The 12,623-nt window shown below is 72.5% G+C and carries 8 protein-coding genes and 1 pseudogene; 4 read left to right on the forward strand and 5 right to left on the reverse strand.

Annotated elements, in window-relative coordinates; genetic code table 11:
• Positions 1-2: 2 nt before the first annotated feature.
• From KHC27_RS09995 to KHC27_RS10010, 4 genes are all read right to left on the reverse strand, one after another.
• On the reverse strand, positions 3-410 hold the full coding sequence (locus KHC27_RS09995) for a dihydrofolate reductase family protein (protein WP_213338500.1): 408 nt from the start codon (positions 408-410) through the stop codon (positions 3-5).
• Positions 407-1,234 (reverse strand): endonuclease/exonuclease/phosphatase family protein, encoded by an 828-nt coding sequence (locus KHC27_RS10000; RefSeq protein ID WP_343210880.1) that lies wholly within the window; start codon positions 1,232-1,234, stop codon positions 407-409. Before KHC27_RS10000 ends, KHC27_RS09995 begins: the two co-directional genes overlap by 4 nt.
• A complete protein-coding gene (locus KHC27_RS10005) occupies positions 1,231-3,465 on the reverse strand; it encodes a VTT domain-containing protein (protein WP_343210881.1) in 2,235 nt (744 codons plus the stop codon). The genes KHC27_RS10000 and KHC27_RS10005 overlap by 4 nt, the downstream gene beginning before the upstream one ends.
• Before the next feature lie 68 nt (positions 3,466-3,533).
• Complete coding sequence (locus KHC27_RS10010) at positions 3,534-5,639, reverse strand: putative bifunctional diguanylate cyclase/phosphodiesterase (RefSeq protein ID WP_213338504.1); 2,106 nt, start codon at positions 5,637-5,639, stop codon at positions 3,534-3,536.
• Positions 5,640-6,104: 465 nt separating this feature from the next.
• Between KHC27_RS10010 and KHC27_RS10015 the strand changes: the two genes are divergently transcribed.
• Positions 6,105-6,695 (forward strand): SCO family protein, encoded by a 591-nt coding sequence (locus KHC27_RS10015; protein ID WP_213338989.1) that lies wholly within the window; start codon positions 6,105-6,107, stop codon positions 6,693-6,695.
• 324 nt (positions 6,696-7,019) lie between these two features.
• Here the strand turns inward: KHC27_RS10015 and KHC27_RS22035 are convergent.
• A pseudogene (locus KHC27_RS22035) lies at positions 7,020-9,098 on the reverse strand (glycosyltransferase); the annotation flags it as partial.
• A gap of 104 nt (positions 9,099-9,202) precedes the next feature.
• On the opposite strand from KHC27_RS22035, the gene KHC27_RS10020 reads away from it, so the two are divergent.
• The 3 genes from KHC27_RS10020 (at position 9,203) to KHC27_RS10030 (ending at position 12,584) form a co-directional block, all read left to right on the forward strand.
• Positions 9,203-10,159: a transporter substrate-binding domain-containing protein gene (locus KHC27_RS10020; RefSeq protein ID WP_246519797.1), complete on the forward strand. Its 957-nt coding sequence runs from the start codon at positions 9,203-9,205 to the stop codon at positions 10,157-10,159.
• A 169-nt stretch (positions 10,160-10,328) separates the two neighbouring features.
• Positions 10,329-11,987, forward strand: a complete 1,659-nt coding sequence (locus tag KHC27_RS10025; protein ID WP_213338506.1) for a lysine--tRNA ligase — start codon at positions 10,329-10,331, stop codon at positions 11,985-11,987.
• Between the two features lie 39 nt (positions 11,988-12,026).
• The gene (locus KHC27_RS10030) at positions 12,027-12,584 is read left to right on the forward strand and encodes a hypothetical protein (RefSeq protein WP_213338512.1); all 558 of its coding nucleotides are present in this window, start codon (positions 12,027-12,029) and stop codon (positions 12,582-12,584) included.
• Positions 12,585-12,623 lie beyond the last annotated feature (39 nt).

The raw sequence follows: 12,623 nt of genomic DNA on the forward strand, positions 1-12,623 counted from the left end.
GCTCAGCCGGCGGTCAGCCAGGCGGGGTCGAACCAGCGGTCCGCGGCGCCGTCATAGGGCAGGCGGGTGATGTCCCAGTGCTGCACCCATGGCGCATAGGACGCCCACAGCGCCGGCCCGCCGCAGACATAGACCACCCGCCCGGGAAAGCGCGCCAGCACCTCGGCCGGCACGTCGCGCGAGCGGATCTCGACCACCTCGCGGTCGGCCTCGGCGAAGGCGGGTATGGAGGCGCGGGTCGCCGGCCCTGCGATCAGCACATGGCCGCGCGTCGCCTCGAAGAAGCGGGCGGCGTCGGCGGCATAGACCGGGTCGGGATCGCCCTCCCAGGGCAGTTCGCCGCGAAGACCGAGCTGGCCCCGCCGGCCGATGGCGCACATGGCGCGGACGATGGTTTTGCCCTCGTTCATCCCGTTTCCCTCCAGCGCTCGTCCGGCGGCATCGGCGCTGCCCCGGCCGCTTCGAAGGTCTCTGCCGCCTGCCTCGCGGCCCGGTCGCCGCGCGCCCCGGCCGTACCGCGAGAAGGGCGCACATCGGCGATGATCGGCAGGTGATCGGAGCAGAACGCCGCCGCCCGGTCCGTCCAGACCGCGAGCAGGGGCGTGTTGGCATAGATGCGGTCGAGCTTCAGCGCCGGCATCACCGTCGGGAAGGTGCGCAGCCGCGTGCGGACCGGTAGCGCCTCCGCCAGCGCCCGCTGCACCGAACCAAAGGGGAACCAGTCGTTGAAGTCGCCCATCATCAGCGTCGTCGCGGCCCAGGGCGCCTCGGCCAGCTTCGCCAGCCGCCGCGCCTGCATCCGCCGTTCGGGAATATCGAGGCCGAGATGGGCCGCGACAAGGTGAATGCCGATCCCACCCACCCGGATCTCGGCTTCGATGGCCGAGCGCGGCTCGCGCCGGCGGTGCGAGAGGTCGTGCAGCCGCACCCGCTCGAACGGCCAGCGGCTGAACAGGGCGTGGCCGTAATGGCCGTCGTCGGTGACGATGGTCCGGGCCTCGGCCCGGTGCCCGCCGCCGGCCAGCAGCTCCAGCGGCGCGAGGCAGGCGGGGTCGCGGCCGCGCGTGTCGATTTCCTGCAGCGCGAGGACGTCCGGGCGGTGCCGCTCGATGAGCGTGCCGATCCGGGCCAGGTCGAACCGCCCGTCCGGGCCGATGCCGCCATGCAGGTTCCAGCTCATTACCCGCACCACGCCGGCACCCGGCGGCGCGGGGGCTGTATCCGTCCCGCTCACGATAGCGGCCGGTAGCGGGCGATGAGAAGCTGGAGGCCGACGCCCATCAGCACCCACAGCGCCACGAACCCCACCAGCGCGACGACCCCGCCCACCGTCGGCTCGCTGAACAGTGCGGTGATCTGGTTGCCGAGCGCCGACATCACCAGCAGCCCCGGCAGCAGGCCGAGGGCGGTGCCGGCGATATAGTCGACGAAGCGCAGCCCCACCGCGCCGGCGACGAGATTGACGAAGGTGAAGGGCGCCAGCGGCACCAGGCGCACCGAGGCCACGGTGATGATGCCCCGGCTCGCCAGGGCGCGGCGGATGCGGTTGATGCGGGGGCCGATGACCCGCCGCAGCGGCCGCGAGCCGAGCCGCCGGCCCACCGCGTAGGTCACGACCGAACTCGCCAGCGCCCCCAGCCCGGCCAGCAGGAAGCCCTGCCAGCCGCCGAACACCGCGATGGTCGCGAAGATGAGGATGGTGACGGGAAAGGCGACGCATTCCGCCAGCAGGAACAGGGCCACCACCGCGAAGGGCGCCCAGGGCCGGTCGGAGATGGCGGTGATCGACTGCACGATCTGCTCGGTATTGCCGAGCGGCGACATCTGCCAGACCAGCGTCAGCAGCAGCACGGCGCTGATCGCCACGCCGGCCTTGAGGACGAAGGCGAGGTTCCAGTGCCGCGGCGGGCTGGCGCGCGGGCTGTCCTCGTCGAAGGGCTCGATCGGGTCGGCCATGGCGTCGATCGCGGCCTCGCGGGGGTCGATGCCGGAGGCGGCGTCCTCCACCGGCAGAAGCCGGCGGGTGGCCGCGGGTTGGCTCGCCGCCGCGTCGATCAGCTCCAGCAGCGAGCCGCCGGCGTCCAGCCGCTCCCCAATCGCCGCTTCCGCAAGGCCGGAATGCTCGGCGATGAGGCGGTTGCGCAGCGCGGCGATGCCCGCGCGGACGGTCGCGCCGTCCTCCCCGCCGGCGGCGATCACGATGTCGCACTCGCTGTCGAGGCCCATGGAGCGGTTGCACAGATTGGCCGAGCCGATCCGCGCGAGGTCATCGTCGACGATCGTGACCTTGGCGTGCACCATCACCGGGACGGCGGCCTCGCCTTCCCGGCTTTCGGGGTAGAGCACGCGGACCCGGTCGGCGACGCCGGCGGTTTCCAGGATCCGCATGAAGCGCAGCCGCCCGGCGATCATCACCCGGCGCTCGACCCAGCCGTCATAGGAGCGCGGGCACACGATCAGCGCTTCCAGCGCCGGGCGCTCGCGCAGGCGGGCGGCGAGCCGCTCGGCGGTGCCGACATGGGTGACGAACTGGTTCTCGATATAGACCAGCCGCTCGGCCGCGCCGACCATGTCCTCGAACAGGTGCTGCACCTCGTCGATCGGCTGCTCGCGGCCGTGGCGCGGCATGGTGCGGGCGATACCGATGGCGACGTCGCGGAAATCGGGGGTGACATGGTCGGGCCAGGGGTCGGCGGCGGGGGCGCCGCGCCGGGCCGGCGGGTGGCGCGGCAGCGTCTCGCAGGCGACCCGGCGCCAGCGGGTGCGCACCAGCTCGCCGAGCGCGGCGGCGGCCTCGCCGTCCACCACGGCCTGAACATCGTGGAAGGGCGGGTAGGGCACGCCGGAGGGATCGACCCGGCGGGCATCATCCAGCCGGTGCTCGCAGGTGTCCCAGCGCCGGGCGGTGAGGTCCAGCCCGCCGGTGAAGGCCACCGCCTCGTCGACGATCACCATTTTCTGATGGTGCGAGGCGCCCACCGGCAGCACGTCGTCGAGGCAGATCTCTATCTGCTCCGGGGTGCGCCAGAGGAAGGAATAGACCGGCGCCAGCTCGCGCTGGAGCGCGAAGACCAGCGAATAGTCCCACAGCAGCAGCCGGATGCGCAGCGTCGGCCGCCGCTTCACCAGCTCGGTGAGGAAGGCCGCCAGCGTCTCCGGCAGGTCGTCCTCGCAGCGGCCGGAATCGCCCACCAGCCGGGTGCGGCTGTCGAGATCCCAGCCGACGATGTGGATGCTGTGCTCGGCCTTGATGAGCGCGGCCCGCAGCGCGGCGAAATAGGCGGCGCCATCCACCAGCACCGCCGCCCGGTCGGCCCGCGCCACCTTCCAGACATTGCGGCCGGGCTCCAGCGCGTCCGCCGCCGTGCCGAGGCCGTCCGGCGAAGCGGGGCTGTCCCGCTGGGCCCGCGTTTCCCGCGATGTCCTGTCCGTGGCGGGGTCGAAGGCAACCGTTCTGTCCAGCACGCCGTGCATCCTCGTTCCATTCCGGCGAGGACAACGCTGTGGCGGCGGAAAAGTTGAGGTCGGCCCGCTCAGGCCGGCGGCAGGGCGGCGGTTGCCCGGGGCAGGGTGCTGGCGGCGTCTTCCGGCTGGTGGAAGTAATGGCCCTGGAACAGCCGCACCCCCAGCGCCCGCAGCCGGTTCAGCTCCGGCTCGCCTTCCACCCCCTCCGCGACCAGTTCCAGCCCGAGCGAGCCGGCGATGGAGACGGCGGCGCGGATCAGCGCCTCGTCGATGGGGTCGGAGAGCAGGTCGTGGGTCACCGTCCAGTCGATCTTGATGCCGTCCACCCGCAGGTGCTTCAGCAGGTCGAAGGAATTGTAGCCGCTGCCGAAATCGTCGAGATACAGCCGGATGCCGCGCCGCCGCAGATGGGCGAGGAAGCTCGCCAGCACGCGTGGATCGGCGATCTGGTCGGTCTCGGTGATCTCCACCCGCAGCGTCCGCTCCACCCCGGGATTGGCGTCGAGCAGGCTGATGAGCCGCTTCTGGAACAGCGGGTCGGACAGCGCGCCGGCGCCGAAATTCATCGAGACGTAGTGATGGCCGCCCTGGCGGAGCAGTTGCCGGGCGTAGTCGACGGTGCGCCGGCACACCCATTCGTCGATCCGGTCCATCAGGCCGACGCGGCGGGCCGCCGGCAGGAAATTGGCGGGGCTGCGGACCTGGCCGTGCTCGTCGACCAGCCGGATCAGCGCCTCGTAGCCCACCACCGTGCCGACATTGTCGACGATCGCCTGCAGCCGCAGGGCGAAGCGGTCCTCGCGCAGCGCGGCGGCGATGCGCTCGCCCCAGCCCAGCGCCTCGTGGGAACTGCCGGACGGATCGGAACGGTACAGATGGACCCGCCCGCGCCCGGCCTCCTTGGCGAGGTAGCAGGCGGTGTCGGCGGCGGCGAGCAGGCTGGAGGCGCTGGCGAGCTCCGCCGAAGGGGTCGCGATGCCGATGCTGAGCCCCAGCGCGAAACGGCGGCCGGCCACCGCGAAGGGGGCGGCGCGGGTGCTCTCGATCAGGCCGGTCGCGATCTCCATCACGTCCGCCTCGTCCATCTCGGTGATGAGGATGGCGAATTCGTCGCCGCCGAGCCGGGCCACCATGTCTTCGGGGTGCAGGCGGGAGCGCAGGAAGCGCCCCACGGCGCACAGCACCTCGTCGCCGGTGCCGTGGCCGGCGGCGTCGTTGATGGTCTTGAAGCGGTCGATGTCGACGAACATCACCCACACGCCGGAAAGCTGTTCCTGCAACGCGGCGGCGAGCTTGGCTTCGAGGGCGAGGCGGTTCGGCAGGCCGGTCAGGCTGTCGGAGCGTGCCTGCCGGGCCAGCAGCCGGGCGAATTCGGACAGCGCGTCGGACTGTTTCTGGAGCTGCTGGCGGGCGGCGAGAAGCTCGCGCTCGCGCTGCTTCTGCGAGCTGACGTCGGTCCAGATGCCCACGACGCCGCCCTCGGGCATGCGCTGGTGGTTGACCAGCACGCAGCCGCCTCCGCGCAGGCCGATCTCCAGCCGTCCGCCCTCCTGGTCCACCGCGGCGAGGATGCGGTCGACGATCTGGTCATGGCCGTCGCCGGCGAGGTCGTAGAGCCCGGCCTCGGTGCCGCGGTGGATCAGCTCGCCGAGCTCGGCGCCTTCGAGCCGGTCCAGCCCGGCGCCGGCGTGCATCTCGCGGAAGGCGTCGTTCACCAGCCGGATGTGAAGGTCGTCGTCGAGCAGCACGAAGCCCTCGCCGATGCCGGCGATCGCCCCGAGCAGGTGCTGCTCGGCGGCCTTGAGCTGGGAAATGTCGGTCCAGGTGGAGACGATGCCGCCATCCGGCGTTCGCCGCTCCCGCACCCGCGCCCAGCCGCCGCCGAGGAGCGGGATGTCGAAGGGCTCGCCATCGGCGGCGAAGTGCCGGCGCATGCGCTCCTCGATATAGCCATCGGGGTTGCCGGTCCGGTTCCACTCGGCGTTGGGCGCCGTCACCATCTCGCAGAAGGGAACGCCCTGAAGGTCGCCGAGGCCGCGCAGGAAGGGGAAGAAGTCGAGATAGCGCGAATTGTGCAGGATGAGCCGGTCCTCGGCGTCGAACAGCGCGAAGGCATCGCTCATGGAATCGAGGGCCACGTCCAGGCCGCGCTGGGCGTCGGCTTCGCTCAGCACCGACCGCGCCGCCGCACCCGCGGGGTCGGGTCGTTCGCCGCGCCTCATGCCCATACCGTCGTCATCCCTCTCGAGGATCAAGCCCGCCCCGCCTGACTGCCGTCTCCGCTCCATGCATGCGAACAGCTTAACAGTCCACCGACAAGACCCTAGCCCTTCTTTCGCCCGATTCGTGCGGCCTCTCCATGGGAGAGTGGCGCGGTGTCACAAGTCCGCGACCGCCATGACCCCGGCAAAGGCCGCGACAATCGGGTGGACTATGGCGCGGAGCGCTCCAGCGGCTCGCCTTTCGCCGGTTCTGGGACTGGTGCTTGGCATATCCCTGCTGCTTCTGGCTGCGGCAATCGGGCTCTGGTGGCGCCACGGTGCCGCCGTTTTCTTTGAGATGGTGGCGGCTGGCTTCGCTTATTGCTTCTGACGCGCCGGCCCGGCGCGGTCCGGTCCGCCCCTGTTGCCGTGAGCCCCATGCCCCAGCGCCGCATCGTCCTCGTCTTCGCCCTTTTCGTCCTCGGCGCCGCGGCGCTGCTCGCCGCGACCATGGCGCTGCTGCCCGGCCGCCCGGCCGGGGTTGCCGGGCCTTCCGCCGTGGGCGGGCCGTTCGAGCTGGTCGACCAGGACGGCCGGACGGTGACCGACAAGACCTTCGCGGGCACGCCCTTCCTGGTGTTCTTCGGCTTCACCCACTGCCCGGACATCTGCCCCACCACGCTGTCCGACCTCTCGCAGGTGTTCGACGAACTGGGGCCGGATTCGCGCAAGCTGTCGGCGCTGTTCGTCACGGTCGACCCGGAGCGGGACACGCCGGCGGTGATGAAGAGCTATATCGGAAGCTTCCACCCTTCCATTCTCGGCCTGTCCGGCAGCCCCGAGCAGGTGGCGGCGGCGATCAAGGCCTACCGCGTCTATGCCCGCAAGGTGCCGACGCAGGGCGGCGACTACACGATGGACCACACGGCGGTGGTCTATCTCATGGGCAAGGACGGCAGCTTCATCGCGCCGCTCAATCTCAAGCGCCCGCCGCAGGAGAGCGCCGCCGAGCTGCGGCGCTACCTCTGAGTCCGCCGCCCCGCCCGCCCGCCGCGAGGTGCGGGCGAGGCCATGGGTGGTCTTCTCCCAGCGATAGGGGTCCAGCACGAGCTGGGCCATCGCCCGCCACGCCGCCAGCGACAGCATGAGCCAGTAGAGCGGCACCCGCGCCAGCGTGGGCAGGCAGCCGCGCAGCCCGCGCTCGCGCATGGCGACGAGGGTATAGAGCGCGGTCGCGCCATAGCCTGCCGCCAGCACCCCGATGCCGAGCGCCTGCGCCGCCACGCCGGGCAGCGTGACCGCCACCCGCGCGGCGGCGAGATCGTGCAGCAGCGCGGCGAGGAAGAAGGGGTGGATCAGCGCGGCGAACAGGTTGCCCGCCAGCAGCAGGCCGATCCCCGCCGCGCCGCGCGGGCCGAGATCGCGCCAGAGCGCGCGCGGGCGGCGCAGATGCACCAGCGCGGTCTGGAGCCAGCCCTTGTACCAGCGGGTGCGCTGGCGCAGCCAGGCGGGGAAGGTGTTGGTGGCCTCCTCATGGGTGCTGGAGCCGATGATCGCGATGCCCCAGCCATGGCGGGCGAGCCGGATGCCGAGGTCGGCGTCCTCGGTGACGTTGAACGGGTCCCAGGCGCCAGCGCCTTCCAGCGCGTCGCGGCGGAAATGGTTGGAGGTGCCGCCGAGCGGGATGGGCAGCCCCAGCCCGGCGAGCAGCGGCAGCATCAGGTCGAAATGGCCGGCATATTCGGCGGCGAACTGGCGGCTGATCCAGCTGTCGGCCGCATTGTCGATGACGAGCCGCGCCTGCACGCAGCCGAGCCGCCCGCCGCCCGGCGCGGCGAAGGCCGCCGCGGCGCGGCGGAGCTGGTCCGGCTCCGGTTCGTCCTCGGCGTCATAGACCGCGACGAGGTCGCCGGTCGCGCGGATCAGCGCCGCGTTCATGGCCTTCGGCTTGGTGCGGGGGCCGAGCGCCGGGGCGACGACAACCTCGAACCGGCGGTCGTCGGTGGCCCGCTCGGCGGCGTGGCGGGTGGCCGGGTCGTCCGGCTCCACCACCAGCAGGATCTGCAGCTTCTCCGGGGGGTAGTCGAGCCGGCCGAGATGGGCGGCGAGGCGCGGCAGCACCGCCGCTTCGTGGTGCAGCGGCACGATGAGGCTGTAGCGCGGCAGCTCGGCCTCGGTGAGCGGCGGGCGCTCCGGTGCCGGCCCGGCGGTGGCGCAGGCGGTGATGCGCAGGATCGACCAGCCGAGCAGCAAGGCCGCCACCGGCAGCGCGGTGGCCAGCACCGCCGCGTCCGGCATCAGCCCGGCGAGAAAGGGCGCGACGGCGGCCGCCACCGCCAACCCCGCCAGCAGCAGCCGGCTGGCGCCCAGCGTGCCCGCGCTCGCCTCCGGCCGCGCCACCTTCAGCCGGAAGGCGGCGCAGTTCGCCAGATGGGCGCCGCGCTCCGCCAGCACATGCGCCCGCAGCCGCTCCGGGCTGGTGAGCCGCAGCCGGCCACGCAGCGCCGGGGCGGCGGCAAGCTGGCGGGCGAGCCGGCGTACCGCGAGGCCGCGCGGGGCGACCACAACCGTCCGCCCGCGCGCCAGCACCCCGCTGGCCAGAAGCCCGCGCAGGCCGCGATAGGTCAGGCCCGCCAGCGGGCGCTCCATCGTGGTGGGAGACTGGCCGGGCGCCGCCTCCTCGTCCGGCCGCGCGGCGGGCAGGCCGAGATAGGCGGCGGTGGCGGCGAGGAGCTGGTCGGGCGTGACCAGCCCACGGGCCAGCAGCACCTCGTCGGCGCCGATCCCCAGCCGCCCGGCGCGGGCCACCGCGCTCGCCAGCGCGCCGGGCGCGATGCGGGCGGCGAGGCCGGCGATCTCGGCCGGCCACGGCGCCTCGCCGGGCGGGCGCGGCACCGGCCGCCGGGGACGGGCGATGCCGGGCGAGGCGGGCGGCGGCCCCGGCGCCGGCGCGGCACCAGGGGACAGCGGAAACCCTGCCGGCCTAGGGGCGGCGGTCGTGCCGGTGGGTGCGCGCGCCGGCCGGGTGGCTGGCGTCGGGTCGGCCGCGAACAGCCGCTGCCAGAGGCGGGCCAGCCGTGTCGTCATGGCGGCGCGCGCGGGTGGGGGAGGGCTGTTGGGCCTTGCCGGTGCGTGCGCCACCCCCGGCTGGCCGGCCATGGGCGCGGCCGCCGCGCCGGCGGTAGCCGGCATGCCGGGCCGGCCCGAGGTGTCGGCCCCGCCCCTTGGGCCGGCCCGGTCCGATCTCTCACGGTGTTCGGGCTCGCCGGCAGCCGGGCGGGCGTGGCGCGGGGCAGGCTCGTTGCCGGCGCCCGGCCTCTGCGGCACGGCCGGCGAGCCGCCCGCGCGCGGCGGCGCCGTGGCCCGCCCCGGAATCCGCTCGCCCGGCCGCTGCAGCCGCCATCCCGCGCCGGGATCGCCCCCTGTCGCCATCCGCCGCCCCCGCGCGGGCGTCGCCGCCCCCTCGCGCCTTTCCCCCACAGAGGCTACAAGGTCGCAGCAGAGTGGCCGGCAATGCAACCGCCGCGCGAGGTGCCATGCGATATTTCGTCAGTCGGGCGGCGGGAATCGGCTCTTATGCCGCGGAATGGGCGTGGCGGCTCGCGGTTGTGCTCCTGCTGTGCGGGTCGGCGGGCCTCGTTCCACGGCTGGCGATGGCGCAGGGCGCGCCGGCCGCGACGCCGGCTTCCCCGCCGGCCGTTGCCCCCGCCGCTGCCCGGGCGGCCGCGGCGGCGCTGCCCGGCTTCTTCGATCCCCGGCACCGGCCGGACCGGCCCGATCCCGTGCGGCTGCCACCTCAGATCCGCTTCGTCGCCACCGACGATTTCCCGCCCTTCTCCTTCCGCGGCCCGGACGGGCTGCCGACCGGGCTGAACGTCGATCTCGCCCGCGCCATCTGCCTCGAGCTGAAGGTGCAGTGCACGCTGGAGATCAAGCCGTTCGACGCGCTGGTGCCCGCGCTGAACCAGGGCACGGCGGATGCCGCCATCGCCGGCATCGCGGTGACGCCGGAGAACCGGGCGCTGGTGGATTTCAGCGAGCGCTATTTCCGCTCGCCCGCCCGCTTCCTCGCCCGCCGTGCGGACGCCCCCGGCGATATCCGGCCGGAGACGCTGGCGGGCAAGAGCGTCGGTGTGGTCGCCGGCACCGCCCATGAGGCGTATCTCCGGGACTTCTTCGCCAGGGCCGCGCTCAGGACCTATCCCGACGCCGAGGCCCTGCGCGCGGCGCTGAAGCGCGGCGAGGTGGCGCTGATCTTCGCCGATGGCGTGCCGTCCGCCTTCTGGCTGAACGGCACCGGATCGGAAGGCTGCTGCGTCTTCGTCGGCGGCCCCTTCACCGAGAGCCGCTATTTCGGCGAGGGCCTCTCGATCGCGGTGAAGAAGGACAATGACGTGCTGCGCCAGTCGGTGAACTATGCGCTGAACCAGCTCTGGGAAGAGGGCGTGTATGCCGATCTCTACCTGCGCTGGTTTCCGATCAGCGTCTATTGAGGCCGACGGACGGGCCGGACAGCGGCGCGCATCGGGCCGGAGCCGAGGGAGCGGACGGCGGAATCGTGGGCCGCGCCGCGCCGGTGACTGCCCTTTTCATTGACGCTGCGGTCCCCGCTTCCTAGTGTCCGCGCCCATTCACGCGAGCCTACCCCGGGAGAGACCCATCATGACGGCGACCGCGACGGTCGAGGATGTTGCAGCCGAACTGCGCGAGGCGGCCCAGACGGCCGGTGCCTGGCCGTTCGAGGAAGCGCGCAAGATCGTCGAGCGCCTCAAGCGGAAACCGAAGGACGAGGTCCTGTTCGAGACCGGCTACGGCCCCTCGGGCCTGCCCCATATCGGCACCTTCGGCGAGGTGGCGCGCACCACCATGGTGCGCCACGCCTTCCATGTGCTCACCGGCGGGCAGGTGAAGACGCGCCTGCTGTGCTTCTCCGACGACATGGACGGCATGCGCAAGATCCCGGAGAACGTGCCGGACCCGGTGGCGCTGCGGCCCTATCTCCAGCAGCCGCTGACCGTGGTGCCGAACCCGTTCGGCGAGGGCTTCGCCAGCTTTGGCGACCATAACAACGCCATGCTGCGCCGCTTCCTCGATACCTTCGGGTTCGACTACGAGTTCGCCAGCGCCACCGACTACTACAAGGCCGGCAAGCTCGACGCGGTGCTGCTGCGCGCGGCGGAGAAGTACGAGGCCATCATGGAGGTGATGCTGCCGACGCTCGGCGAGGAGCGGCAGGCGACCTACAGCCCGTTCCTGCCGATCTCGCCCACCACCGGCCGGGTTCTCTATGTCCCGCTCAAGGAGGTGAACGCCGCCGCCGGCACCATCACCTTCACCGACGAGGACGGCGTCGACAAGACCGTGCCGGTCACCGGCGGCAACGTGAAGCTGCAGTGGAAGCCGGATTTCGGCGCCCGCTGGGCCGCGCTCGACGTCGATTTCGAGATGTTCGGCAAGGACCACCAGACCAACGCCCCGATCTATGACCGGATCTGCGAGATTCTTGGCGGCACCGCGCCGGAGCATTTCGTCTATGAGCTGTTCCTCGACGAGCAGGGCCAGAAGATCTCGAAGTCGAAGGGCAACGGCCTCACCATCGACGAATGGCTGACCTATGCCAGCCCGGAGAGCCTGGCGCTGTATATGTTCCAGTCGCCGCGCTCGGCGAAGAAGCTGCACTTCGGCGTCATCCCGAAGGCGGTGGACGAGTATTACGCCTTCCTCGCCCGCTATCCCCAGCAGGACTGGAAGAACCGGCTCGGCAACCCGGTGTGGCACATCCACTCCGGCAACCCGCCGGCCATCGAGCTGCCGATCAGCTTCGGCCTGCTGCTGAAGCTCGCCTCCGCCTCCAACGCGGAGGACAAGGACGTGCTGTGGCGCTTCATCGGCCGCTATGCGCCCGGCGTGACGCCGGCCACGCACCCCGACCTCGATCGGCTGGCCGGCTATGCCGTGCGCTACTTCGTCGACCGGGTGAAGCCGACCCGCGCCTTCCGCCTGCCCGACGAGGTGGAGGCCGACGCGCTGGCCCGGCTCGACACCGCGCTGGCGGGGCTCGACGGTTCCGACCGCGAGGCGATCCAGAACGCGGTGCTGGACGTCGCCCGCCCGGTGCCGCGCTATCAGGACCTCAAGCGCAAGGGGCCGGATGGCGGACCCGGCGTGTCCTTCGCCTGGTTCGGCGCGCTCTACGAGCTGCTGCTCGGCGAGACCGAGGGGCCACGCTTCGGCACCTTCGTCGCGGCCTATGGCATCGCCGAGACCCGGGCGCTCATCGCCCGGGCGCTCTCGGGTGAGCTGGCGAAAAGCGCGGCCTGAGGCCGGCCGCGGCATTCCGCGCCATTGGGGGGAGGGATAATGCCGCGCCGCGCCGGGCGGATCGACCTGCATGTGGACGATCCGCGCCAGCTTCTCGACATGCTCGACCCCTTCCCGTTCCGCGAGCGGGGGCTCGACCCGGAGCTGGAGGACTATGTCGAGGAGCGCGCCGGCGACACCCCGCCGGGCAGCGCGCTGGAGCTCGCCATCCACCTGCCGCCGGAGGCCGCGGCGGGTGAGCTTGCCCGCTCCCTGCCGGAGATCGTCTCCGGCCATTTCACCCGCCGGGCGGAGCGGGCCTCGCGCGACCTCGCGCGGCTGTTCGCCGACGGCCGCACCGCGCTGGCGGTGGGGCTGGTGGTGCTGGCGCTGTGCCTCGGCCTCGGCCAGTTCCTCGTCAGCCTGTTCCCCAATTCCCGCCTCGCCGCGGTGGCGATGGAAGGGCTCGTCATCCTCGGCTGGGTGGCGAACTGGCACCCGATGGAGATCTTCCTGTTCGAGTGGTGGCCGCTGGTGAAGCAGCGCCGGCTCTACCGCCGCCTTGCCGCCGCCCGCGTCACCCTCACGCCCTACCCGCCCGCCGACCGGCCCGGCTGAGCGCGGGGGCCCGTTTCCGGCGGGCCGTCTGCGGTTGGC

The organism is Ancylobacter lacus (assembly GCF_018390635.1).
Lineage (GTDB): Bacteria > Pseudomonadota > Alphaproteobacteria > Rhizobiales > Xanthobacteraceae > Ancylobacter > Ancylobacter lacus.

Excerpts from the sequence above, each read along its gene's own strand:
- KHC27_RS10025 (WP_213338506.1), top strand. The coding sequence starts at position 10,329 with ATGACGGCGACCGCGACGGTCGAGGATGTTGCAGCCGAACTGCGCGAG.
- KHC27_RS09995 (WP_213338500.1), bottom strand. The coding sequence starts at position 410 with ATGAACGAGGGCAAAACCATCGTCCGCGCCATGTGCGCCATCGGCCGG.
- KHC27_RS10030 (WP_213338512.1), top strand. The coding sequence starts at position 12,027 with ATGCCGCGCCGCGCCGGGCGGATCGACCTGCATGTGGACGATCCGCGC.
- KHC27_RS10015 (WP_213338989.1), top strand. The coding sequence starts at position 6,105 with ATGCCCCAGCGCCGCATCGTCCTCGTCTTCGCCCTTTTCGTCCTCGGC.
- KHC27_RS10020 (WP_246519797.1), top strand. The coding sequence starts at position 9,203 with ATGCGATATTTCGTCAGTCGGGCGGCGGGAATCGGCTCTTATGCCGCG.